At 60.4% G+C, this 25,245-nt stretch carries 20 protein-coding genes and 1 pseudogene; 17 read left to right on the top strand and 4 right to left on the bottom strand.

The features are described 5' to 3' along the window. The first annotated feature begins 288 nt into the window (after positions 1–288). On the top strand, positions 289–1,155 hold the full coding sequence (dapA, locus tag GST84_10720) for a 4-hydroxy-tetrahydrodipicolinate synthase (GenBank protein ID XGB12816.1): 867 nt from the start codon (positions 289–291) through the stop codon (positions 1,153–1,155). Between the two features lie 228 nt (positions 1,156–1,383). On the opposite strand, the gene GST84_10725 is transcribed toward dapA, so the two are convergent. Next, entirely contained in the window at positions 1,384–3,072 is a 1,689-nt protein-coding gene (locus GST84_10725; GenBank protein XGB12817.1) for a M24 family metallopeptidase, read from the bottom strand. A 79-nt stretch (positions 3,073–3,151) separates the two neighbouring features. On the opposite strand from GST84_10725, the gene GST84_10730 reads away from it, so the two are divergent. The 4 genes from GST84_10730 (at position 3,152) to GST84_10745 (ending at position 10,398) form a co-directional block, all read left to right on the top strand. Further along, positions 3,152–4,648, top strand: a complete 1,497-nt coding sequence (locus tag GST84_10730; GenBank protein XGB12818.1) for an aminotransferase class I/II-fold pyridoxal phosphate-dependent enzyme — start codon at positions 3,152–3,154, stop codon at positions 4,646–4,648. A gap of 270 nt (positions 4,649–4,918) precedes the next feature. After that, the gene (locus GST84_10735) at positions 4,919–6,544 is read left to right on the top strand and encodes a HAMP domain-containing protein (GenBank protein ID XGB12819.1); all 1,626 of its coding nucleotides are present in this window, start codon (positions 4,919–4,921) and stop codon (positions 6,542–6,544) included. 740 nt (positions 6,545–7,284) lie between these two features. Beyond that, positions 7,285–9,999 carry a magnesium-translocating P-type ATPase gene (mgtA, locus tag GST84_10740; GenBank protein ID XGB12820.1) on the top strand — a complete coding sequence of 905 codons (2,715 nt, stop codon included), beginning with the start codon at positions 7,285–7,287 and terminating at the stop codon, positions 9,997–9,999. Between the two features lie 21 nt (positions 10,000–10,020). Further along, entirely contained in the window at positions 10,021–10,398 is a 378-nt protein-coding gene (locus GST84_10745; GenBank protein XGB12821.1) for a DUF2493 domain-containing protein, read from the top strand. Positions 10,399–10,504: 106 nt separating this feature from the next. On the opposite strand, the gene GST84_10750 is transcribed toward GST84_10745, so the two are convergent. From GST84_10750 to GST84_10760, 3 genes are all read right to left on the bottom strand, one after another. After that, entirely contained in the window at positions 10,505–11,731 is a 1,227-nt protein-coding gene (locus GST84_10750; GenBank protein ID XGB12822.1) for an MFS transporter, read from the bottom strand. A 292-nt stretch (positions 11,732–12,023) separates the two neighbouring features. After that, positions 12,024–12,899, bottom strand: coding sequence for a universal stress protein (locus GST84_10755; GenBank protein XGB12823.1), 876 nt, complete (start codon positions 12,897–12,899; stop codon positions 12,024–12,026). Positions 12,900–13,105: 206 nt separating this feature from the next. Continuing rightward, on the bottom strand, positions 13,106–13,924 hold the full coding sequence (locus GST84_10760) for a helix-turn-helix domain-containing protein (GenBank protein ID XGB12824.1): 819 nt from the start codon (positions 13,922–13,924) through the stop codon (positions 13,106–13,108). Positions 13,925–15,158: 1,234 nt separating this feature from the next. On the opposite strand from GST84_10760, the gene GST84_10765 reads away from it, so the two are divergent. The 12 genes and pseudogenes from GST84_10765 (at position 15,159) to GST84_10820 (ending at position 25,213) form a co-directional block, all read left to right on the top strand. Next, the gene (locus GST84_10765; protein ID XGB12825.1) at positions 15,159–16,040 is read left to right on the top strand and encodes a hypothetical protein; all 882 of its coding nucleotides are present in this window, start codon (positions 15,159–15,161) and stop codon (positions 16,038–16,040) included. 117 nt (positions 16,041–16,157) lie between these two features. Beyond that, positions 16,158–17,010: pseudogene (locus tag GST84_10770) on the top strand (IS5 family transposase). A 176-nt stretch (positions 17,011–17,186) separates the two neighbouring features. Next, on the top strand, positions 17,187–17,501 hold the full coding sequence (locus GST84_10775) for a DUF2834 domain-containing protein (GenBank protein ID XGB12826.1): 315 nt from the start codon (positions 17,187–17,189) through the stop codon (positions 17,499–17,501). Continuing rightward, positions 17,498–17,923 carry an MAPEG family protein gene (locus GST84_10780; protein ID XGB12827.1) on the top strand — a complete coding sequence of 142 codons (426 nt, stop codon included), beginning with the start codon at positions 17,498–17,500 and terminating at the stop codon, positions 17,921–17,923. Before GST84_10775 ends, GST84_10780 begins: the two co-directional genes overlap by 4 nt. 71 nt (positions 17,924–17,994) lie before the next feature. Next, the gene (locus GST84_10785; GenBank protein ID XGB12828.1) at positions 17,995–18,228 is read left to right on the top strand and encodes a hypothetical protein; all 234 of its coding nucleotides are present in this window, start codon (positions 17,995–17,997) and stop codon (positions 18,226–18,228) included. A 217-nt stretch (positions 18,229–18,445) separates the two neighbouring features. Further along, positions 18,446–19,477, top strand: a complete 1,032-nt coding sequence (gene pstS, locus GST84_10790) for a phosphate ABC transporter substrate-binding protein PstS (protein ID XGB12829.1) — start codon at positions 18,446–18,448, stop codon at positions 19,475–19,477. Between the two features lie 70 nt (positions 19,478–19,547). Further along, positions 19,548–20,516, top strand: a complete 969-nt coding sequence (gene pstC / locus GST84_10795; GenBank protein XGB12830.1) for a phosphate ABC transporter permease subunit PstC — start codon at positions 19,548–19,550, stop codon at positions 20,514–20,516. Beyond that, positions 20,513–21,406, top strand: a complete 894-nt coding sequence (pstA, locus tag GST84_10800; protein ID XGB12831.1) for a phosphate ABC transporter permease PstA — start codon at positions 20,513–20,515, stop codon at positions 21,404–21,406. The genes pstC and pstA overlap by 4 nt, the downstream gene beginning before the upstream one ends. A gap of 17 nt (positions 21,407–21,423) precedes the next feature. Beyond that, positions 21,424–22,242, top strand: a complete 819-nt coding sequence (locus GST84_10805; GenBank protein XGB12832.1) for a phosphate ABC transporter ATP-binding protein — start codon at positions 21,424–21,426, stop codon at positions 22,240–22,242. Between the two features lie 94 nt (positions 22,243–22,336). Further along, a complete protein-coding gene (locus tag GST84_10810; GenBank protein ID XGB12833.1) occupies positions 22,337–23,035 on the top strand; it encodes a hypothetical protein in 699 nt (232 codons plus the stop codon). Then, positions 23,035–23,634, top strand: coding sequence for a hypothetical protein (locus tag GST84_10815; protein XGB12834.1), 600 nt, complete (start codon positions 23,035–23,037; stop codon positions 23,632–23,634). The genes GST84_10810 and GST84_10815 overlap by 1 nt, the downstream gene beginning before the upstream one ends. Positions 23,635–24,025: 391 nt before the next feature. Continuing rightward, entirely contained in the window at positions 24,026–25,213 is a 1,188-nt protein-coding gene (locus GST84_10820; protein XGB12835.1) for a porin, read from the top strand. Positions 25,214–25,245: the final 32 nt, after the last annotated feature.

The following is a 25,245-nucleotide window of genomic DNA, read 5'->3' on the forward strand; positions in this document are numbered from 1 at the left end:
TGCGGGCTTGCCTGTGGCGACTTTTCCCGCCATTATCCAGCCATACCTACGCAACGGGCTTGCCAGCATGTCCACATCCAACCACGCCATTTCCGCTTCGGGCTTCATCGCTCAGGCAGACGCGTGCGTTGCCGTTGCCAAGAAATCCAAGAAACAGCCGCTCATCTGACCGAGGCGCGCTGTCTCGTCAGGTGGGCTGACGAGACAGAAGGCGCCAGGTATCCCTGCCACCACTTCCACTCTTTGCCCTGCTGACGCTGACTTTCGGTCAACATCAGGAGTTTTTGCATGTCGAATTTCCGTGGTATCTGGATCGCCCTCGTCACGCCAATGCGCGCTAATGAAATTGACTTCCCAGGCCTGGAAAAGCTGGTGAAGAAGTTGCTCGAAGACGGTGTGACCGGTTTTGTGGTGTGTGGGACCACGGGTGAGGCGGCGGCGCTGTCCAAGGCCGAGCAACTGGCGGTGCTGGATGCCATGCTGGCCTGGGTGGAGCCTGGCAGGGTGGTGATGGGCCTGTCAGGTTACAACCTGCGTGAGTTGCTGGCCTTCCAGGCTGAAATCCAGCAGCGTGACATTGGCGGGCTGCTGGTTCCCGCACCTTGCTACATTCGCCCTTCGCAGGCTGGCATCGAAGCCTTCTTCGCCACCGTGGCCGATGCCGCCAGCGTGCCAGTGATCGTCTACGACATTCCCTACCGCACCGGCGTACGCATCGAACGCGAAACCCTGCGCCGTATCGTGCGCCATCCACGCATTGCGGCAGTGAAAGACTGTGGCGGTGACAGCGAGACGACCATGGCCCTGATCGAAGACGGCCACGCCCAGGTGCTGGCCGGTGAAGACCTGCAAATCTTCAATAACCTATGCCTGGGTGGGGCAGGGGCCATTTCGGCCTCCGCACATGTGCGCGCCGACCTGTACGTACGCATGGTGCAGCAGGTCGACAGCGGTGATTGGGCCGCCGCGCGTGGCACGTTCTACCAGTTGCTGCCCTGGATCAAGGTGGCCTTTGCCGAGCCCAACCCGGCTGTGGTCAAGGCGGCGTTGCAGCTGCAAAGCCTGATTGCAGACGAGCTGCGCGAGCCCATGCAGGCGTGTACGGATCCCACCCGAAGCAAGCTGCAAAGCGTGCTGTGTTCACTCGACGCGTGAAGCGGCAGCGGTTGATGGCGGGTTGAAGAGCAGCCACGCTCTGGGCCTGGGCCTGGGCCTGGGCCTGGGCCGGCAGGCGCTTTTCCACTGGCTGATACACCAGCCCGGCAAACTCACCCACGTTGCCTGCCAGGGTGAAGCCGTAGCGTTGGTAGGCGGGTACAGAAGACAATGACGCCTTTTACCGTCATCACCTCAGCTCTGGCATGGTGTGCGTTGATTGCGGCCTCAAGCTGCCGTGGCAGCGCCCGGCTTGCGTTCGCCAATCAGGATGTCTTCGAAGAATGCCCCGACAGGTTCGGTAGGGTGGCACAGCTGTATCTCCAGCACCCACACCACCTCGCTCGGGACAATCTCCACCTCGGCCAGCTTGTCCTGGCTATACAACACATGCGGGAAGTCGGCGATGCGATGCCCGGCCAGGTTGCGCTCCAGCTGCCAACCTTTGGCTTGGGCACTGCGCTCGGCGAAGTCATACAGTTCACGCCCGGTCAACCCGCGGCCCCAGGCCTGACGGGTCTCGTCGAACACCTCATGCAGTGCCTCCACGCAGGCGTGGTGCAAAGCGTGCTGGCCAAACACGAAGGTATCGCCATAGTCACCTTCATAGCCATCCCATACCGGCCCAACGTCGACCACGACGATGTCCGTGGTACGTAGCACACGTTGAAGGTCAATGCCTTGCCGTGGCGTACGCACGGTATCGTCACCAAAACGGATGTAGGTGGGGTGCCAGGTGTGTGAGGCGCCCATCGCCTGCAGGGTATGCGCGGCCATCTCCAGTGCCTGGGCGGTGGTCATGCCGACCTGTAGTTGGCTGGCAATGGCGGCCACGGCCCGTACCGACTGTTCGCGGGCTGCGAGCATGCCGTCCAGCGAATAACGTGGGCCGACCTTTTCCAGCTGAGGGTGCAGCGTGCTGGCTGATGAAGCCTGCGTTGTCAGTGCACCGCTGGCGACAAAGGCCTCGGCCACAAAGCGATGGGGTTGTACCCCTGCTGCAAGGCATTGCTCGCGGGCCTGGGTGATCATCGTGGCATTGCCACAGGCATATACCTGGGTTTCGTCCCAGCGATGCGTCTGGCTGAGCGCCACCTGTTGTATACGTGCCTGGGCCGAGAGCACCGGTTGCCAGCGAAAGTGCGGGTGCACACGGCTGGACACATCGAGAAATTCGCGGTCATAGAAATCCGCCGGCGAAGAGCCGCCCCAGTACAGCGTGACTTCGGCATCGCCGGCCAAGGCCGTCAGCAGCAGCGGCTTGATGCCGGCGTAACCTGTGCCGGTGGCGAAAAGGATCAGCGGGCGCTGGTCATCGTGCTGCCAGGTACAGGCGCCCAACGGGCCTTCGAGCTTTACCGTTGCACCTGCTTGCAGGGTGGGCAGCAAACCTTCGGTGAACAGCCCACCGCTGACCTTGCGGATGTGAAACACCAGTTGCCCTTGTTCCTGGGCAGGCAGGTTGGCAATGGAGAAACAGCGGCTGTCACCGTTGTCCAACTGAAACCGCATGTACTGGCCCGCCCGCACCTCCAATGGCTGAGCAGGCTGCAGCACCAGCTCGACAATATCTGCGCTCAGCGCGCGCTGGCCAACGACCTGTGCCTGGGTTTGCAGTGCCGGGGCGTCCAGTGACCAGCCGGGTATTTCCAGGCGCATGTCGCTGCAGGCGTGGCTCTGGCACAGCAACATTTCGTCGGCGGCCAAGGGATAGGAAGGCGGCGGTGTGTCCGCATCCCGCTGCTTGTCCTGATGCTGCCCCGACACCACCTTGACCTTGCACGAGCCGCAGGCGCCGCGGCGGCAGGAGAAGGGTACCGGCAGGCCGCTGGCGAGCATGGCATCGAGCAGCAACTCCTGGCTGGCTTCGAAGGTTTTGCCCGAGGGCGACAACTCAATGACGTGGCGGCTTTGCATGAACACCTCGGGGCAAATGGAGGTTTCGATTGTTGCTATAGTCCAGGACCAGCAGAACCTCCAGTTTTGGATATTTCGTATGGTCCAGCTTCGTAAATGGCAGCCACTGCTCAAGCTCGATGGGGCGCAAGCTTCGTACCGGCAGATCGTCGAAGGGCTGGTGGCCGCAATCAGCGAGGGTCGCCTACGCCCTGGCACGCCGTTGCCGGGCACGCGGGAGATGGCGCAACTGCTGAACGTCAATCGCAAGACCGTGATCCTTGCTTATGAGGAAGCCGAAACCAAGGGTTGGCTGCAAAGCGTGCAACGCCGGGGCACCTTCGTCAGCCAGCAACTGGCGCCAGGCACCGCGGCCGTGCCCAGTGCCGTGCGGCCTTTTGCTCTGGCGCTGCCAGAGGAGCCTGCCGTTGCCTACTTCAAGGCGAACGAACAGGCTGTAGCGCAGCAAGGGCGGCCAGGGGCCTTGTTCTTCGACAACGGCGCCTGTGACCACCGCCTGCTGCCACAGGCTGTACTGCACCGTTATTACCGCAATGCCTTGCGCAGCAGCTTCACCAGCAACAGCGTGCGCCATGGCAGCGAGTGCAGCAGCCGCAATCTGCGCAGCGCCCTGGCCGATATGCTGCGGCACAATCGCAGCCTGAACGTTGGCGCCGAGCATATCTGCCTGACCCAGGGGGTGCAGATGTCGCTGTCCCTGGTGGCCAGTGTGTTGCTCAAGCCGGGTGACGTTGTGCTGGTCGAGCGCCTGAGTTACCCCCCCGCCTGGGAGATCTTCCGTCAGCTGGGTGCCCGCCTGGTGACTGTGGAGCTGGACCATGAGGGGTGCCGGGTCGATCAGCTAGATGCCCTGTGCCGGCAGCACAAGGTGCGGATGATGTACATAACACCCCATCACCAGTTCCCGACCACGGTCAGCCTGCCAGCCGGGCGCAGGCAACAGCTGCTGGAGCTGGCCCGCCAGCATGCCTTTTGCGTGGTCGAAGAAGATTACGACTACGAATACCACTTTGCCGGGCGGCCTTATCTGCCGTTGGCCAGCGACCGCCAGCAGCGGCACGTGATTTACATTGGCTCACTGTCCAAGCCTTTGGGCAGCACGTTCCGTTGCAGCTATATCGTGGCACCGGTGGAAGTGACAACCGTGCTGGAACGCAGGGCGATGTTGACCCTGGGGCAGGGCGATGCAGTCATGCAGCAGATGTTGGCGGACCTGATCAATGATGGCGAACTGAAGAAGCACTTGCGCCGGGTCAACCGCGAGTACCGGCGCCGGCGCGAAACCTTGTTGGGGTGCTTGCGCGATGCGTTTGGCGAACAGATCAGCGTGCAGGCGCCAGAAGGTGGCCTGGCGCTGTGGGTGAGGTTTGCCGATGAGATCAATGTGGATCAGTTGGTCGACAAAGCGCTGGAACGGGACCTGGTGGTGCGCAGTGGGCGACAGTTTTCACCGTTTGGCCATGCCGAGAATGCCTTGCGCCTGGGGTTTGCTTCGCTGGATGCGGATGAGATTCGGCAGGCGACCCAACGCCTGGCAGACGCCGCGAAAGCGATTGGCAAGGCGCGGTGGCTGTAGGCATGGCCTTCTGTCGCGACAGGGGATGGCACGGGCTTCGCCCGTGTTCGCGGGCAAGCCCGCTCCCACAGTGATCGCGGTGGGCTCAGGATTTGTGCAGGAGGGTTACGCCCCCAAGGGGCGCGAGGCCTCTGGGCCTCAACGCATTCCGTTCGGTTACCGCACATAACCGTATTTCGGCGCCTCAAGCCTGCGCCAGCACCTCCGATAGCAGCACACCCACCATCGAATCTTCGATCAGAAGTGGTGCCAACAAGGAGTACTGCCCGCATGCTTGCCAATCTGAAAATTCGCACCGGAATGTTCTGGGTGTTGTCGCTGTTCAGCCTGACCCTGCTGTTTTCGACGGCCAGTGCCTGGTGGGCTGCCGTGGGTAGCGACCAGCAGATCACTGAACTGGACCAGACTGCGCACCAGTCGGACCGGTTGAACAATGCGTTGCTGATGGCGATTCGCTCCAGCGCCAATGTGTCTTCGGGCTTTATCGAGCAGTTGGGTGGCCATGACGAGAGTGCAGGCAAGCGCATGGCGCTTTCGGTGGAGCTGAACAACAAGAGCCAGGTGTTGGTCGACGAATTTGTCGAAAACGCCCGCGAACCCGCCCTTCGCGGGTTGGCAACCGAGCTGCAGGCAACCTTTGCCGAATACGCCAAGGCGGTGGCCGGGCAGCGTGATGCGACCCGCCAGCGTTCGCTGGAGCAGTATTTCAAGGTCAACAGCGATGCCGGTAATGCCATGGGACGGCTGCAAACCCTGCGCCAGCAACTGGTGACCACACTGAGCGAACGTGGCCAGCAAATCATGCTCGAGTCCGACCGGCGTCTGGCCCGGGCGCAATTGCTGAGCCTGTGCCTGCTGGGCATGACCGTGGTGCTGGCGGTGCTGTGCTGGGCGTTCATTGCCCAGCGTGTGTTGCACCCCCTGCGTGAAGCCGGGGGGCATTTCCGGCGCATTGCCAGTGGCGACCTGAGCGTGCCGGTGCAAGGGCAGGGTAACAACGAAATCGGCCAACTGTTCCATGAGCTGCAGCGCATGCAGCAGAGCCAGCGCGACACCCTTGGGCAGATCAACAACTGTGCCCGGCAGCTGGACGCCGCCGCCTCGGCGTTGAACGCGGTCACCGAGGAAAGCGCCAACAACCTGCGTCAGCAGGGGCAGGAGCTGGAGCAGGCCGCGACTGCCGTGACCGAAATGACCACGGCAGTGGAGGAGGTGGCGCGCAACGCGATCACCACCTCGCAAACCACCAGTGAATCCAACCAGCTGGCCGCGCAAAGCCGCCGGCAAGTCAGCGAAAACATCGACGGCACCGAAGCCATGACCCGCGAGATCCAGACCAGCAGTGCGCACCTGCAGCAGTTGGTGGGGCAGGTGCGGGACATCGGCAAGGTGCTGGAAGTGATCCGCTCGGTGTCCGAGCAGACCAACCTGCTGGCGCTCAATGCTGCCATCGAGGCGGCCCGTGCCGGTGAGGCCGGGCGCGGCTTTGCGGTGGTGGCGGATGAGGTGCGCACACTGGCCTATCGCACGCAACAATCGACCCAGGAAATCGAGCAGATGATCGGCAGCGTGCAGGCGGGGACCGAGGCTGCGGTGGCTTCCATGCAGGCCAGCACCAACCGCGCCCAGTCGACACTGGACGTGACCCTGGCCTCGGGGCAAGTGCTGGAGGGCATCTACAGTGCGATCGGCGAAATCAACGAGCGCAATCTGGTCATTGCCAGTGCGGCCGAAGAGCAGGCTCAGGTGGCGCGGGAAGTAGACCGCAACTTGCTGAACATCCGCGAACTGTCGAACCATTCCGCGGCGGGTGCGCAGCAGACCAGCGAGGCGAGCAAGGCGTTGTCGGGGCTGGTGGGGGAGATGACGGCGTTGGTGGGGCGGTTCAAGGTTTGAGGCGCTGCGCCTGCGTGGAACATTAAGATAAGGTTAAACTTATTTAAAGTTCCCCTTGCGGGTTGACTTCGATACTACGCTTGAATAAAGTTCGACCGCCCCGAGCACGGGGCCTTTTTTCCCTTCACTGAAGAATTCAATGGACACAGTATCTAGTCGCTGCCTGACCCCTGCCGTATGGCCCGGTCAGGCACTTGAACCGGAACACCGGTCCCGACACCCCGGTCGGGCAAGCCGCGCCAGAGCCTGATGCTCCCCGTGACTTGCCGCCGCCGGTGTTGGCCGGTTGGAGGCAAGCTCATGAACCTCACTTCATTCGTTTCACATCGCCAGCCTGCGTGCCTTGCACCGCGGCAGGCCCGCGCCTGGCCGCGGCGTCTGCACGGCTACCTTGACCACCACCAGCACCCCCCAAGTAGTTACGGGGTGCTGGCGCGTCTTCATGCACGCTTGAGCCCCCGCACTTCTCACTGAATAAAAGATATTGAACGGTATCTTTGTACTCGAACTTTTTACGTTAAAAGTTCGCGGGATAACTATTGCCCTGTGTTCATGAAAAGGAATCAAACCATGGATTGCGCGAGTAGAAAGTTCGCTGCCGAAACAACTTCCGACTCTCGGCAGCGGACAGACAACTGTCGGAAAGAACCAGCATTATTCAGCGACCCGACATGCCTTCGTTCACCGCCTGAGTGAAACGTCTGTGTGTCGTGCCGCCGCAGCGGCAGGAGCACAGCAACATGACTGTCAAACACCGTAACACCTCATCGGCCAAGGCCGAACGCGAAACCCGCCTGTCCACCCGCGCCGCCCGTGAAGCGCGCAATGGCCTGGCCGTCACCCTCGCTAATCTCGATGCCAGCGAACAGGGCCTGACCGAGCACGAAGCCGCCAAGCGCCTGGCGCGCGATGGGGCCAACCAGGTTGCCCACGACCCGCAACCCCACGCCCTGGTGCAGCTGCTCAAGGCCCTGAACAACCCGTTCATCTATGTACTGCTGACCCTGGCCGGGATCAGCTTTGTCACCGACTACTGGCTGCCGGTCAGCGCAGGCGAAGCAGACGACGCCGACCTGACCAAGGTCATCATCATCATGACCATGGTCAGCCTCAGCAGCCTGCTGCGCTTCTGGCAGGAGTACCGCTCGAACAAGGCTGCCGACGCGCTCAAGGCAATGGTGCGCACTACCGCCACTGTGTTGCGTCGCGAGCAGGTCGGCCAAGCCCCGCGCCTGCGCGAAGTGCCCATGGACGAACTGGTGGCTGGCGACATCGTGCAGCTTTCTGCAGGTGACATGATTCCCGCCGATATCCGCCTGCTCGAAGCGCGTGACCTGTTTATCAGCCAGGCCGTGCTCACTGGCGAAGCGTTGCCGGTCGAAAAGTACGACACCTTGGGCAATGTCGCGCAGAAGTCCGCCGCCGAGCATGGCGGCCGCCAGGACAACCTGCTCGAGTTGCCGAACATCTGCTTCATGGGTACCAATGTGGTCAGTGGCCGCGCCCGCGCCGTGGTGGTCGCCACCGGCCGACGCACTTATTTTGGCTCGCTGGCCAAGGCCATTGCCGGTTCGCGCAGCCAGACCGCTTTTGACCGCGGCGTGAACAGCGTCAGCAGCCTGTTGATCCGCTTCATGCTGGTGATGGTGCCAGTGGTATTCATGATCAACGGAGTGGTGAAAGGCGACTGGGGTGATGCCTTCCTCTTCGCGCTTGCCGTGGCAGTGGGCCTGACCCCGGAAATGCTGCCGATGATCGTCAGCGCCAACCTGGCCAAGGGCGCCGTGGCCATGGCCCGGCGCAAGGTGGTGGTCAAACGCCTGAACGCCATCCAGAACCTCGGCTCCATGGATGTGCTGTGCACCGACAAGACCGGTACGCTCACCCAGGATCGGATCATCCTCGAGCACCATGTGCGCTTCGACGGCCAAACCGACAAGCACATCCTCGAACTGGCCTGGCTCAACAGCTATCACCAAAGCGGCATCCGCAACCTGATGGACCAGGCCGTGCTGCATTTCGCCGGCCAGGACCACCAGTTCCAGGCGCCTTACGCCTACGCAAAGGTCGACGAACTGCCGTTCGACTTCATCCGCCGCCGCCTGTCAGTGGTGGTGAAGAATGCCTTGGGCGATCACCTGCTGGTAAGCAAAGGGGCGGTCGAGGAGATGCTCGCCATCGCCACCCATGTGCAGAAAGGCGACAAGGTCGTTGCCCTTGATCCGTGCCGTCGCCAGCAGCTGATGGCCAGGGTCGATGCCTTCAACCAGGACGGCTTCCGCGTGCTGGTGGTTGCCACCCGGGAGATCCCGGCGGCCGAAGGCAAGGCGCAGTATCACACCGAAGATGAGCGCGATCTGGTCATCCAGGGCTTGCTGACCTTCCTCGACCCCCCCAAGGAAACTGCCGGCCCGGCCATCGCCGCCTTGCGCGACATGGGCGTGCAGGTAAAGGTACTGACCGGCGACAACCCGGTGGTCACGTCCAAGGTCTGCCGTGAAGTGGGCCTGGCGCCAGGCCAGCCCTTGCTCGGCCAGGACATCGAGGGCATGGACGACACCACCCTGAAGCTTCAGGTGGAGGAGCGCACCGTCTTCGCCAAGCTCACCCCGCTGCAGAAATCACGGGTGCTCAAGGCCCTGCAGGCCAATGGTCACACCGTGGGCTTCCTTGGCGACGGCATCAACGACGCCGCCGCCCTGCGCGACGCTGACGTCGGTATCTCGGTGGACAGCGGCACCGACATCGCCAAGGAATCAGCCGACATCATTTTGCTGGAAAAGAGCCTGATGGTGCTCGAGGAGGGCGTGCTCAAAGGCCGCGAAACCTTCGGCAACATCATGAAGTACCTGTGCATGACTGCCAGCTCCAACTTCGGCAACGTGTTCTCGGTCCTGGTGGCCAGTGCGTTCATTCCGTTCCTGCCGATGCTGGCGATTCACTTGTTGCTACAGAATCTGATGTACGACTTTTCCCAGCTGTCGTTGCCCTGGGACCGCATGGACAAGGAGTTCCTCAGCAAGCCACGCAAATGGGATGCCCGCAACATCGGCCGATTCATGTTGTGGATAGGTCCTACGTCGTCGATCTTCGACATCACCACGTTCGCCCTGATGTGGTACGTGTTCGCCGCCAACAGCGTCGAAATGCAGGCGCTGTTCCAGTCCGGCTGGTTCATCGAGGGGTTGCTGTCCCAGACGCTGGTAGTGCACATGCTGCGCACTCGCAAGGTGCCGTTCTTCCAGAGCACCGCTGCATTGCCGGTGGTATTGGCAACAGGGCTGGTCATGGTATTGGGTATCTATATCCCGTTCTCTCCTGTGGGCGCGATGGTTGGCCTGGTGCCGCTGCCGTGGGAGTACTTCCCTTGGCTGGTCGCTACCCTGCTGGGCTACTGCGTGGTCGCCCAGGCCATGAAGACCCTCTACATCCGCCGTTTCGGCCAGTGGTTCTGAGTCATTCAAGGAGAGCCGACCATGCGAGTACTGATCTGTGCAGGACGCAATTACGCAGACACCCGGCGCTGCCGGCAGGCCTTGGACGACGTCCAGCGCCAGCGGCCGATCCGGGTGTTGATCCACGGTGGCAGCCAGTTTCTTGGCGGGGAAATTGAAAGCTGGGCACGCGAGCATGGCGCCGATCTGGTGCGTTACCCGCCAAACTGGCAGCTGCACGGCAAGCAGGCCGAACGCTTGCGCAATCTGTTCATGCTCAATGACAGCCGCCCTGACTTGTTGCTTGCCTTGCCCGGCGGGGATGACACCGAGGAGCTGCTGGCCAGGGCCCGTGGCGCCGAGGTTCAGGTGATGTGCGCCAGGCAACCACGTCAGCCTGAGCGGGGCGATTGCAGCTAATGCAAGCGCCTGGGGCCGTGCGGTACCTGTGGGAGCGGGCTTGCCCGCGAAGCAGGCGCCTCGGTTTCACGGCCTCAAGCATTGCGCAGCCGCCCTGGGCGGCTGCTCAGCCTGGCTGCGTCGCCAGATCGTTGCTGACGTTGCGCCCCAGCACCAGCACGGTGACAAAGCCACAGCCCACCAGCGCCGTGGCCAGGCTCAGCAGTACCGCAGTGCCCATATGGTCTACGACTTGCCCGCCGAAGAACGAGCCCACGGCAATGATTACCTGGAACATGGCCACGAACAGTGGCATGCCACGCTCGACGTCCTTGGGCGCCACGACAAACATCCAGATATTGGCGCAAGCCGGGAACGCACCGAAGGCAAAGCCCCACAGTGCGATCAGCATCGCGGCACCCGTCATGCCGGTGGCGAAGTGCGGGAACAGGGCGGTGCTGACTGCGATCATGAGCGCGACCAGCATCAGCGTATGCCGCACGCTGCGGTTGGCAGCAAAGCCGGCGAAGATGTTACCCATGAAGCCGGCCACGCCATACAACAGCAATAATGAACCGATCGTAGGCCCGTCAAAGCCGGCATTCTGTTTGAAAAACGGTGCGACATAGGTGTACGCAGCAAAGTGTGCCAGGCCGATCAGCAATACGGCGATCAAGCCGACCCGTGCTTGCGGGTTGATGAACAACGCCGGCAGGTCGCGAATGCGGATGGCCTTTTCCGGCATCAGCCGCGGCAGCAGGAATACCTGTGCCAGCAGCACCGGTACGCCTACCAGTGCAGTGACCAGGAACGTCATGCGCCAGCCCATCAGGCCACTCAGCCAGGTGCCCACAGGCACGCCCACTACCGTCGCCAGGGTTACGCCCGCCATGATGATGGAGTTGGCTTTGGCTACGCCCATCCCTTCAGGTGCCAGGCGGCCGCTGAGGGCGATGGCTGTGGCCCAGAAGCCGCCAATACTGATACCCAGTAGCACACGGCCGGCCAACAGCAGGCTGAAGTCGCCGGCGTAGGCCACGATGGCGTTGGCAATGATCATGATCAGCGTCAGGCCGATCAGCAGGTAGCGCCGGTCCAGCGCGCCCACGCCTACGGAAATCAATGGGGCGGCCAATGCAGCCATGATGCCGGGCAAGGTCACCATCAGGCCGGCAAGGCCTGCACTGATGCCAAGGTCGCTGGCCACATCGTTTAGCACCCCCACCGGGAGGAACTCACTGGTGACCAGGGCGAACGCACCCACGGCTACCGAGAGGATTGCCAGCCATTGCTGGGTGACACTCTGTTGATTGTGTTCGGGAAGGCCGCGAGGGGCCTGGCTGTTGCTTGGCATGGGTTAGGTTCCATGAGGGATCTCGCCTGTAGCAGGCGCAAGAGCGGGGGGATTTGCAGGCGATTGTAGAGACGGCCTTGCCTGGCCGACAGGCAGGCCGCTCGATAGTAATCATCAGCGCAATCGATGAAACGTCTTGCGTAGAGCGGCTGCTCTGAGCAATGGCGTCCCGCTTGCGAATGCTATGGGCGGGGGCTTTATTCCCTAACCCGTTCGCCGTCAGGCTAGCCAAGGGCGCTTGTGCTTGACCCGGACAGGTGCAACAGGCGGCAGTGCAGCGTGCTTATGCCGCCTATGGTGCCACCAGCACATCACACAGTGATTCGTTCAGCACATGCTTGGTGACGCTGCCGACCAGCAGCTCCTCCAGCGCGCTTGCTCCCTGCTTGCCGACCACAATCAGGTCGCACTCCAGCTCCTGCTCCTGCTCGACAATGCACCAGCCCGGGTTACCGTGCACCAGGACCTGCCGTGCATCGGCCATGCCGGCAGCCTCACTCAACGCCGCGAGTTGTGCTTCTGCATCCTTGCGAATGACATTGCGGTAGTGGGTGAGGGTGCCGTGGTCGATATGGGCGAAGCGCACGCTGGCTTCAAACGGGGCTTCGTACACATGCAGCAGAATGATCTCCGCTTGCGGGGCAATGGCCTTGGCCAGTTTGAGGGTGCGCAGTGAAACGGGCGAAAAATCGACTGGCACCAGCACAGTGCGGTAGGCATCACGAGGGGCCGGCTTGACCACGAGCAAAGGGCAGGGCATGTGGTTGAGCATTTTCTGCACGGTTGAACCCAGCAGCAGGCGCCGCGCCACGCTCTGGCCCCTGGCCCCACACACCAGCAGGTCGCTGTGCTTGTCCTGCACCACCCGGTTGATCTCCGTGATCACCGAGCCGCCGGCGACCTGCACGCCAGCGGAGATACCGTAACGCTGGAACAGCAGTGCTGCCAGTGCGTGGGTTTTCTCGCCTGCGCAATCCAGTACGCGTTTCAACAGATCGTCATCAGGCGTCACCAACTGTTTGAGGCGCTCGAAGGGTGCCGGGTTGGCAACGTAGAGCAGGTCCAACGAGGCCTGTTGCGCATCGCTCAGGTAGGCAGCGCGCTCAGCGGCGTTGCGGGCATGTGGGGAAAGGTCGGTGGCAACCAGTATGTGTTTCAGCGGGTTCATGTGGGGCTCCTTGGCCAAGGCCGCGCACAGCGATCAAGCGGTAAACCTTGAGCACTGTGCGCCTGGCGGTGCTTGAGTCATTCCTTGCGTGCAGCCATCGTCGCGCGAACTCGGCGCGAGGGCTTGATTTGGGTCAATGACGTGTAGGTGCGGCGGCGGATCATGCCGGCAACAGCACGCAACCGGGCGCAGCCAGACCCTGACGTTCAGGCAGTAACGGCCGACCACTGCTCGAACGCTGCCTGCATGCTTTGCCGGGTCTGTGCGTCGGCGGGGATCAGGTGTTCGATGCGCAGTGACTGCACGGTGACATCCAGCGGCATGCCGAAGGTGGTGAACGTGGACAGGAACCTCAGCTCGCCATACGGGGTGTTCACGCGGGTCAGCAGCAAAGGGGTGGCTGTTGCCATCTGGCACGGGCTTGCCGGGGGCGGCAAGTCGCGCAAGCGCGCTGCCAGTGCCGGATTGCCTGCGGCCTCCCTGGATGCGCGGTGCCAGGCAGCAGCGCGGATTTCCGGCGCGTTGGCCATATGATCACCCAGACCACCGGGGCACAGCAGTGTCTGCAGCAGGTTGAGGCCGGTCGCCGGCTGTGCGCTGACACCGGCCATCGCCAGCAGCAGGCCGGTACTGGCATTGGCGGCGATGACGTCCCAGTTGCTGTCGATGACGATCGCCGGAGCGGGGTTGTTCACCTGCAGAATATGCTCGATGGCAGTATTCACCAAGGCCAGTTCAGGCGCATCGAGTGGTGTGGCGGCGTAGCGGGGCGCGTATCCTGCAGCAACGAACACTTCGTTGCACCGCTCCAGCGGTGCATCCAGGGCCGACAGGAGGGCATGCAAGGTGCCTGGGCTGGCTTTGGCGCGTCCTGTTTCCACACAGCTCAGATGACGCTGCGACAGTCCCGTCAGCAGCGCCAGTTCCAGCTGGCTGAGTTTGGCCTGACGGCGCAGTTCGCGAAGATGCTGGCCCGCTGAGATGTGTGGGGCAGGGGTGCTGCGATGGAACAGATGATGATTCATGCGTTGCCCTGATCGTCCTTGAGTACAAGCAACCCTATCAATTTGCGCGGCGTTTGTGTTGGTGGTTGTCAGGCCGCCGCGAGTGCTGCCTAGGCGTGATCGGAAGGCTCGTCAGTCCCCTTTCTGGATCTTGCGCAAGATGTTTCGCCTTTTGCGCGCCATACATACCGGTAGGGCTGAGCGTTGTGCAGCGCTAAAAATGTATTAATGGAACCGGCCAATTCGCATGTCGAACTGAGGCTGCCGTCGCGTGGGTAAACAGTGATATCCCGAAAAATGCGCTCAACTAAGTTAATCCAGGAGTTGAAGGTCGGAGTGAGTGTATATGAAATACGTTGATGTCGCTTGAATAACTGTTTGAAGAGAGGCGTTTCCCTCAGCTGTTTTTTCGATCAAACTCGCCTTCTGCGGGATTTCCTGATGCTGTGCAACATGAATTAACAGATTGTCTCGTTGTTTTTTGCAATGGGATACTACTCAGCTAGCCTTGGATGTGCTTGAGGAAATGACGACATGGATGTCGGGTGTTGGTGGCAAGGAGAACTTCCTGGCTAACAACCCTCGGCGCTGGCTAGTACTATTCGTGCTGTCTTTTGCGCTGCTGTTGGTCGCGATCGGTATGGCCGTTCTCTAGATCGCGCTTCTGACCCTCACCCATGCATCTCGATACATCCACTACCGACAAGTTTTTGATCGTCAACATGTATCCATCGATCGTCGCTGGCTTGCTATTGGGTGCGGGCATCCTCGGTGACAGGGTGGGGCGCCAACGCCTCTTTGTTGGAGGTCTGGCGATTGGAAGCAGGTTGTTCGCTGGGTCATGTTTTCCGCGATCGGAATACTTATCTTCAGCGCTATCATTGCAGGTATGAATTTCCGACGGACCCCCGTCTTGTTCAACAAATAAGCACAATTTTTCAAAATGATGTTTGTTGATCTCCACCTGGGTGTCGCTCAGGAGAAACTGATAGATCTGCTACTAGGGGACTTCTGAAATGATGCTGGATTTAATGGGTAGATTTCAATGGGGCTCGGATTTCTACCAGATAACGGTCCACCGAATAGATCATGGTGCTTGGTGCTCCTGATCCTGTCCTCTTCTTCCTCCGTTGGCTATATAAGCGTTACACGCATAGCAGGAGTTTGTCAGCATGAAAACTGGTATTTATGCCAGTAGTGGTTTCAGGCTTGTTATGAGACAGTCGTGCTAAAGGCAGCTTTGAGGTGCACGCTGATGGCACGAAAAATTAAAAATAGCATGGATGAAAGTCAATGCCAGTTGTGGCGGGCTCTCAGCTATACACCTTATGGATACTGCTCGGGATGTTCACAGTTAATTGCATTTAATGGCGAGCGAGAAGATCCAGTAACTGGGCACTATCTGTTGGGTAATGGCCATCGAGGGCTCAATCCTGTCTTAATGCGTTTCAACTCCCCAGACAGTATGAGTCCGTTCGGGCGGGGTGGGACTAATTCTTATTGTTATTGCCTTGGGGATCCAATAAATTTACGAGACCCGAGCGGGCGTTTTCCAGTGCCAACATTTTTATCTCGATTCTTCAGGTGGGCTGGCCTAAAAGCTGGCTTCATTAAGGAAGCGAAAGGGGCGGGTCGGTTATTCAACGCGGTTACTACAAGCCAGACCAAAATATATACCCGAGAAACGAGAGCGAGGTCTGCCTCCGCACCGTCGCTTGCTTCTAGTGCGCCTGGTGTGGAGGACATCAGTGACTGGGATTATCTTGGAGCTCACGGAAGTTCGAAGGAGCATGGCCCCAGCTTGATGTCAGGGCTTGATCCAGCGTTTCAAGGTTCCAGCCATGCTCAACTGTTTGGAAAGGGATTCTATCTTGCTCCTGATCCGTACCACCCTTTTATGTACGCTCGAAGTCTTTGGATGCGCGGGAAAACACCAGAGTTATACGGAGTTTATATCAAATACGCCAGTCGCCTCAAATTAGGGCGAGACTATTCGATTAGAGTGCGTGAGGGCGTCGCAGAGATGCGTAGAAATTTAGAAATTGTCATCAGGGAGCCTGCATATCATTTAATTGCAGTCCGGTCAGGTATAAGAGATTCTGTAGTGCTTCTTAGGCCTAACGAGGCGCCATTTTGAGGGGCAGTGGAACCTTGTGTAAGCTTAGGTTCTGTATGAAGACCTTTGAAACCTCACTGGAGTCTCTGGAAGCCGATTTTCCGTAGATTTCTCGCTTTTTAGGCGAAGGATTCTGCCATGTCCAAGCGATACGAACTTTCCGATGCAGAATGGGAAATAGTCGCGGACCTCTTCACCGCACATCGACGTACAGGACGCCCAAGAGTCGATGATCGCTTGATGCTCAACGGCGTTTTATGGGTGCTGTGCTCCGGTGCAACCTGGCGGGACATGCCAGAACGATTCGGGCCTTGGTCGACGGTCTATCAACGATTTCGAGACTGGCGAAATCAAGGAATTTTCAACAAGATGCTCACGCGGTTACACCTCAAGCTCAATGCGCAGGGCCTGATTGACTTGAACACTTGGTGCATCGACTCAACCGCCGTGAGAGCCACCCGTGCCTCTTCAGGCGCAGGCAAAAAAGGGGGGCGAAGAACCAACGGACCACGCACTTGGACGAAGCCGGGGCGGGTTGGCGACGAAAATTCACATGGTCAGTGACGCTCGTGGCATCCCACTCCACTTCACGCTCTCAGGCGGAAACGCCAGCGACATCTCCCATGCTCAACGACTGCTGGACGGTGTCCACATCCCTTCGAGTCGAGGCCGGCCACACAATCGTTGCCGTTTGCTCTTGGCCGACAAAGGGTATGACGCAGAATCCTTGCGGCAATGCTGCGACCGCTATCGGATGCAACCGGTGATTCCGCTACGTGACATGAAACGTATGCCGAAGCCGGGTTTGCCGCGGCTGTTTGACAGGCCCAAGTATCGGCAACGCAATTCTATCGAACGTCTATTGGGTTGATTGAAGGAGCACCGCCGTCTGGGTACACGCTATTGCAAGCTGGCGGAAAGCTTCGCTGCGATGGTCTCGCTGGCTTGCTGGCGGCGGTGTCTACGACATTACTTTTCATACAGTGCCTAGGGAAGGTTTCAAGTAGCCCGGTAATTTGGGCAGCCTTCTGGATTGAGCAAAGGCAGTGGGCGATGATCATACGTTGCCCTGATCGTCCTTGAGTGCAATGTCCATGACCTCACGGGTCATTGAGTGCAAGCAACCCTATCACTACTGTGCCGGCAAACCCTATCAAGGAGAGCCATATGGGCTTGCGTATCTGCGCGCTGGCGGTACTGGTGCTGTTTTCGCTGTACACCGGCTGGACGCTGCTGATTGCCGAGCAATCGCTGCTGGCATTCGGGTTGGCACTGCTGGCGCGGCCGGACACCGCCCAGGTGGTCATCGACCTGTACCTGATGGCCGGGCTGGCCGGTTGCTGGATGATGAGAGACAACCGCGTGCGCGGCAGAGCCGGGATCGCGGTGCTGCCTTACCTGATGCTGACCGTCATGTTCGTTTCGCTGGGGCCGTTGCTGTACCTGGTAACCAGAGGCGTTGCCGAGGGGCGCCAGCCATGAGCGGTGCTCTGCAGGTCTATGCGCTGTGCGTGGTGGTGCTGTTCCTCAAGATGTTCCTGGTTTCCTGCTATCAGGGCTATCACCGCTTGCGCTTCGTCGCGTTCACCAACCCGGAGGACGCTGCCGTGTTCAGGCGCGTCGCCCAGGCCGTTGAACGCCCGCAGGTGACACGTGCTGCCAAGGTATGGGCCAATGATCTGGAGAACATTCCCATATTCTTTGCCCTCGGCGGGCTGGCTGTCGCGTTGGAAGCAGCCACGCAACCGGTGCTGTGGCTGAGTACGGTGTTCACGGTTGCCAGGGTCCTGCATACGCTGGCCTATCTGCGGGGCCTGCAGCCATGGAGAACGTTGTTCTATGGCATCGGGGTCATTTGCCTGCTGGGCTTCTGCTCACTCATCGCAGCGAAAATAGTCGGCTGACCCAAAATATTGCATGAGTCATCTTGATGCTTTCACATAGCAGTACTAATACTTAAGCACTGCCGAAGGGGATGATCATGCAGACACGCTTCGTTGTGGTTCCCGCAGTGCCACCCAAGAAAGAGGCTTATCCTCGACGGCTTGGCTTTCCTGCCGCACTGGCGGAGGGGTACGACCTCTATGACACGCAAGACAAGATGCGTCTGAGCCTGAACTTTTCCACCCGTGCCCAAGCCGAGTTCGAATGTGCATGCCGCAACCGCTGTGGGGATGCCGGTGATGCAGATCTCGCCAGTATTGGTTGATCGCCTGCTGTGGCCCGTTCTTGTTTCTGGTGCTGCTTTGCAGGGTCTATCGCCACATTCAAGCGTTTGCGATGAGGCTGGAACCGTTTCAGGGTCCCGGCTCAGCGGCTGATGGCACAGGCAAAAAGCTCTACCGCGCGGCTTGCCATTCAACAGTCACAAAGTTGTAACACAGCTGATGCAAAGTGTGCTGGCCATCACACGGAGCACTTTTTTGATGAAACGCCTGATGAAGTCTGCTGCACTCGCCGTTGCGGTTTCCCTTTGCGCCACCTCGGCAGCCTTTGCTGCAGAAAACGTCCGCTTGACCGGTTCGGGCGCCAGCTTCCCTGCACCGATCTACCTGACCTGGTTCAAGGACTTCAGCAAGAACACGGCTGGCGTCACCGTCGATTACCAGTCCAAGGGCAGCGGTGCGGGCGTTCAGGACTTCCTGAACAAGACTGTCGACTTCGCCGCCAGTGACTCGGCTATGAGCGAAGCAGACATTGCCAAGGTTGGCGAAGGCGTGCAGTTGCTGCCAATGACCGCCGGTGAAATCGTCCTGGCTTACAACCTGCCGGGTAACCCTAAAGGGCTGAAGCTGCCGCGCGACGTCTACTCCAATATCTTCCTCGGCAAGATCACCCAGTGGAACGACCCGCAAATCGCTGCGGCCAACCCTGACCTGAAGCTGCCTGCCACCCCGATCACCGTGGTCGTGCGTGCCGACTCCAGCGGCACCACTGCCGTCTTCACCAAGCACCTGTCGGCCATCAACGCTGACTTCAAGCAAGGGCTGGGTGAAGGCAACACCGTCAACTGGCCGGCCACCGACAAGTTCATCAAGTCGCCGAAGAACGACGGCGTCACCGCCACCGTCCGCCAGACCCCGGGCGCCATCGGCTACATCGAGTACGGCTTCGCCAAGCTGGCCAAGGTCGACTTCGCCATGTTGCAGAACAAGGCTGGCCAATACGTCGTGCCGAATGCCGAGAGCGGTGCCGAAGCACTGGCTGCGGTGAACATGCCGGAAAACCTGGTGGCCTGGCTGCCTGACCCGGACGGTGCCAAGTCCTACCCGATCACTTCCTATACCTGGATGATTTTCCGCAAGGACAACGGCAACCCGGAAAAAGCCAAGGCCATGCGTGAAATGGTCGAGTACAGCCTGACCAAAGGCCAGACCATCGCCGACTCGATGGGTTACATCCCGCTGCCGCCGTCGGTAGTCGACCAGGTGCGTAAAGCGTCCGCCAACATCCAGTAATACCCAGGCGCTCCCGGTATCGGCATGAAGCCGTGCCGGGGGTGTTTGTCCTTTGTCCCGGAACTCGCCAATGAACACTCCTTTTGCCATACCGGATAACCCCGACTCCGCGTGCCAGCCACCGTCTGCGAAAGACTTTCTGGTCGATCGCACCTTTCGTGCGCTTGCGCGCATTGGCGTGGTGCTGGTGCTGGCGCTGGTCTTCGCGCTGGTCTACGAAGTCGGCCGCAAGGCACTGCCTGGGATTGAAAAGCACGGTTTTGACGTGTTGTTCGGCAGCGTCTGGGACGTTAACCAAGGCAAGTACGGTATTCTGCCAGCGATCTGGGGTACGCTTTACAGCGCCTTGATCGCCCTGTTGATCGCCGGTTTCTTCGGCGTCAGCATGGCCATTTTCCTGACCCAGGATTTCCTTCCGGCCAAGCTTGCCGCGGTGTTTCGCACCATCGTCGAGCTGCTCGCCGCCATCCCCAGCGTGGTGTACGGCCTGTGGGGCATCTATGTGGTCATCCCGGCGATTCGCCCGCTGACCGCCTGGCTGAACAGCGAGCTGGGCTGGATCCCGTTTTTCGGCACCTCCTTGAGTGGCCCAGGCCTGCTGCCTGCGGCGCTGGTACTGGCGATCATGATCCTGCCGACCATCGCTGCGGTTTCCCAGGATGCGCTGACCAGTGTACCGATGAAAACCAAGCAGGCTGCCTACGGTATGGGTACCACCCACTGGGAAGCCATCCTCAAGGTGATGGTGCCCTCGGCGGCGACCGGCATCTTCGGTTCGCTGGTGCTGGGCCTTGGCCGTGCACTCGGTGAAACCATGGCGCTGGCCATGCTGGTCGGCAACGCCAACACCATTTCCCTGTCCTTGTTCGCACCGGCTAACACCCTGGCGGCGCTGTTGGCGCTGAACTTCCCGGAAGCCGGCCCGAACGAGGTCGAAGTGCTGATGTACGCCGCACTGGTACTGATGTTCATCACCCTGCTGGTGAACGTCCTCGGCTCGATGATCATGCTCTACGCCCAGCGTGGTAACAAACAATGACTGACCTGACGACCCCTGTAGTCGCGTTGCCCAGCCTGCAGCGCAAGCTGGAAGGCCGCGCCCTGCGCAGCCTGGTACTGACCACCCTGGCGTGGTTTGCGGCACTGGTGGCCAGCGTGCCGCTGATTTCCGTGCTGTACATGCTGATCACTCGCGGCGGGGCACGCCTTAACCTGGAAGTGTTCACCGAGCTGCCACCGACCGGCTTCGAGATGGGCGGTGGTTTCGGTAACGCCATGGCCGGTACCTTCGTCATGGTCGGCATTGCCGCCGCCATCGCTGTGCCGGTCGGTATCCTGGCAGCGGTGTTCCTGGCCGAGCTCGGCCCCGACAGCAAGCTGGCCAATGCTGCGCGCTTTGCCGCCAAGATGCTCACTGGCCTGCCATCGATCCTGGCCGGTGTGTTTGCCTACGCCCTGGTGGTGATGACCACCGGTACCTACTCGGCACCGGCAGGCGGCGTGGCCCTGGCGGTGCTGATGCTGCCGATCGTGGTGCTGACGGCCGAAGAGTCGATGAAGATGGTGCCCAAGATCATGAAGGATGCTGCCTACGGCATGGGCTGCACCCGTGCCCAGGTGATCTGGAAGATCGTTCTGCCCACCGGCCTGCCGGCCATCCTTACCGGGGTGATGCTGGCCGTGGCTCGCGCCGCTGGCGAAACCGCGCCACTGCTGTTCACCGCGTTGTTCAGCAACTACTGGATCTACCACGACGGCGACCTGGCGGTGATGAACCCCACAGCCTCGCTTGCGGTACTGATCTACAACTTCTCCGGCATGCCGTTCGACAACCAGCTGGAGCTCGCCTGGGCGGCCTCGCTGGTACTGGTAATGATCGTGCTGGTCATCAACATTTTGAGCCGAGTCTTCGGCAAGCCCAAGTATTGAGAAAGGGAGCATCCAACTTGAACGTATCCACTGCGCAAAGAGCCGCTCCCATGGTCAGCGAAGCCCCCATCGTCATGGACTGCAAGCTCGACAAGATTTTCTACGGTAACTTCATGGCCGTGCGTGACAGCCATGTGCCGATCAGGAAAAACGAGATCACCGGTTTCATCGGCCCTTCGGGCTGCGGCAAGAGTACCGTGCTGCGTAGCTTGAACCGTATGAATGACCTGGTGAAGGGTTTCCGTTTCGAAGGCCATGTGCACTTCCTTGGGCAAGATGTCTACGGCAAGGGTGTCGACCCTGTTGTAGTACGCCGCTATATCGGCATGGTGTTCCAGCAGCCCAACCCGTTCTCGATGAGCATCTTCGACAATGTGGCCTTCGGCCTGCGCCTGAACCGCTACAAAGGCGACTTGGGCGATCGCGTGAAGCACGCCTTGCAAGGCGCCGCGCTGTGGGACGAAGTGAAGGACAAGCTCAAGGTCAGCGGGCTGTCACTGTCCGGTGGCCAGCAGCAGCGCCTGTGCATCGCCCGTGCCATCGCCACCGAGCCGGAAGTGCTGTTGCTGGACGAGCCCTGCTCGGCACTCGACCCGATTGCCACCCGCCGCGTGGAGGAGCTGATGGTCGAGCTGAAAAAGGACTACACCATCGCCCTGGTGACCCATAACATGCAGCAGGCGATTCGTGTGGCCGACACCACCGCGTTCTTCTCGGTGGATATTTCCCAGGGCACCCGCACCGGCTACCTGGTCGAGATGGGCCCGACCGCGCAGATTTTCCAGAACCCGCGTGAGCAACTGACCAGCGACTACATCAGCGGCAAGTTCAGCTAAGCCATACAAGCTCAAGGTGGGCGGGTGTTGCAGCCAGGAAGGTTGCAACACCCGGCCGCGTTACCTTCCGTTAAAGTGTTACCCGGGATTACCAATGCGAGCGACGCGTCGTCTTGATCTGTCAGCGGTAGAGCGCGCACTGCGCGAGGTGCAGGGCCGTTTTGCCGAACTCAGCCAGCATTTCACCGAACCGCGGGACCCGTTTACCGACGAGGTGCTGCTGAATGTGGTTGAAGGCTATGCGCTGATTGACGACTATGTCGCTCGCGGTATCGACCTGTTCGACCTGCAACAGCTGAACCTGATGCTGGAAATCAATGCCACCGTGCTATGCGGCAGCGATCCGGCCCGTCGTCTGGAATTCGCCCCGCACCTTGCGGCAACCGAAGCGCACTTTTTCAACAACGTGGAAGGTGGCATCAAGGATTTGTACAACTGGTACTGCGCGTACCGCAGCGATTCCATCTGGAAGCGGGCAGCGGGTGTGTATGTACGGATCCTCAGCAAGCCGCAGCTGTTCATCGAAGGCAACAACCGCACGGGTTCGCTTATTGTCAGCTATTTGTTGATGCGTGCCGGGCTGCCGCCATTCGTGCTGTCGCTGGACAACGCCGAGGGTTACTTCAACCCGTCCTCGGTCATACGCAACTCCGCCAAACACGGTGTCAAGGCTTTGTACGAACTCCCCAAGATCAAGAAAAAGTACGCCGCGTTCCTGGAAGCGAAGGCGCCTGAGCCCGGCAAGTTCTTCCTGAACGGCACGCCCGTGCCTGCCTGTGAGGGGAGCCGCTGATGCAAGGTTCATCCCTGTTCGCACGAGGGCGGCAAGCCATCGAACGCAAGCTCAAGCGTGGCCAGGTACGCATTTCGTTCGATATCGACGACACGCTGGCCTGCCTGCCCGAACACGCTGCTGCCGAAGACAGCAAGCTGCCGGGTTTCGTCCATCGCTGGCTGGGTGAGCCCCTGCGCAGCGGCACCCGCGAGCTGATCCGCGACCTGCGCGGCCAGGGCTGCAGCATCTGGATCTACACCTCCTCGGGGCGTACCCCGGCTTACATCCGCCGCTGGCTGATGCTTTACGGCATTCATGTCGATGGCGTGGTCAACAGCGATCGGCACCAGCACATCCTGGCCCAGAACGGGCTGGAAAACTCACCCTCCAAGCTGCCTTCGGCTTTTGATATCGATCTGCACGTAGATGATTCCGAAGGTGTGCGCCTGGAAGGTGTCGACCACGGTTTCCGCGTGGTGGTGGTGTGCCCGAAGGATGAGCACTGGGCGCAGAAGGTGAAGGACGCGGTGGTGGATGTGCAGGCACGGCTGGCCTGGCAGCAACCGCACCGTTATGAAATGCCCGCTTGCCAGCGTTCGCAGGCACTGGCTTCCTGAACGGACGCAATGCCAGCGACCGCGTAGCATCCTTCGCGGGTAAACCCGCTCCCACAGACGCTCGCAACCTTCGGGTCTTGCACGGCACCTGTAGGAGCGGCTTTAGCCGCGAACACCGGCAATGCCGGTGCCATCCCCCGCGCATCTTCAACACAGCCACGCCTGCAATTGACCGTACTAACCCGCTCATGCAGCGGTACTGATACCTGCCTACCACTCATGTCTAAGTCCTAAGTCTCGAACCCAGACCCAAGCAGGTACCGGGACCAAATCACCGGGCCACACCCTCCCGCCCCAAAGCACTCGCCACCCCACGCCAAAGCAGCGTTCCTGGCAATTTGCCCACTTCTGATAATCGCCTCCGACATCCCGTCCCCGTTTGGAGCGCGCCATGCACAACAACAATAAGCACCTGCCGCCTCGTTTTCTCGCAGCCGCCATCGCCAGCTTTTCTGCGCTTGGCCTGAGCAGCGTCGCCGAAGCCGAGATCATGCTGTACGACAAGGACCAGACGACGTTTTCCACCGATGGCTATATCAACGCCTTCTACGTCAACAGCGAGGTCGACCGCGAGGGCGAGCAGTTTGACCGCCGCCAGTCGCGGGTGAAGATGGGCTTCTTGCCCAACTACCTGGGCTTCAACATGGGCAAGCAGGTGGATGACCTGAAGCTCGGCGCGCGTGCCTCGTTCTGGGTAACCATCAACGACAGTGAAACCAACGGCACCGACACCGCCATCGACGTACGCCAGTTTTACGGCACGGTGGCCAACCCTGAGTGGGGCGAGGTGCTGATCGGCAAGGACTTCGGGCTGTTCGCCCGTTCCAACATCCTGCTCGACGAACTGCTGGCCGGCTATGGCCAGGTCAGCGACACCCTGGGGCTGGTGGACGGCGGCGGGGTGTCATTCGGCAACATTGGCAGCGGTTACCCGTACCCGTTCCCAACCTCGCAGATCACCTACCGCACGCCAGTGATGGACGGCCTGCGGGTGGCGGTGGGCATCATGGACCCGGTGGACACCAACGACAGCAGCCCGACCGGAAAGGCCTACCAGGAAAACCCACGCACCGAGAGCGAGATCACCTACCAGTTCGACCTGGGTGGGGCGCAGATCTACAGCTGGATAAACGGCAGTTACCAGACCTCGGACAATACTGACTCCACGGTAGAAACGGTCACTTCCAAGGGGGTGGGTTACGGGGTGCAGGCAAAGATGGGCGGCTGGTCGCTGACCGGCTCGGGGTTCCAGGCCAAGGGCATCAACCCGTTCTTCACCAACAATGCCGGCGAACCGGTTTTGCGCAATGTCGACAGTGACGGCTACCTGCTGCAGGGCTCGTACAAGTTCGGCAAGAACCGCGTGGCGCTGTCCTATGGCAAGACCAAGGACGATGGCAATGGTGCGGTTGACAGCGGTGCGGACTACGAGACCCGGGGTGTGGCGCTGTTCCATGACATCAACGACAACCTGAAACTGGTGGCCGAGTACAACCAGTTTTCCATCGACGGGCATGACACCAGTGCGCAGAACGAAGACACCGATACCTTTGCCGTGGGCGCGGTATTGACCTGGTAAGCGCCCGGGGCCGCAAGGCGGCCCCGATTGAC

The sequence above is a fragment of the Pseudomonas putida genome (assembly GCA_041879295.1).
Lineage (GTDB): Bacteria > Pseudomonadota > Gammaproteobacteria > Pseudomonadales > Pseudomonadaceae > Aquipseudomonas > Aquipseudomonas putida_Y.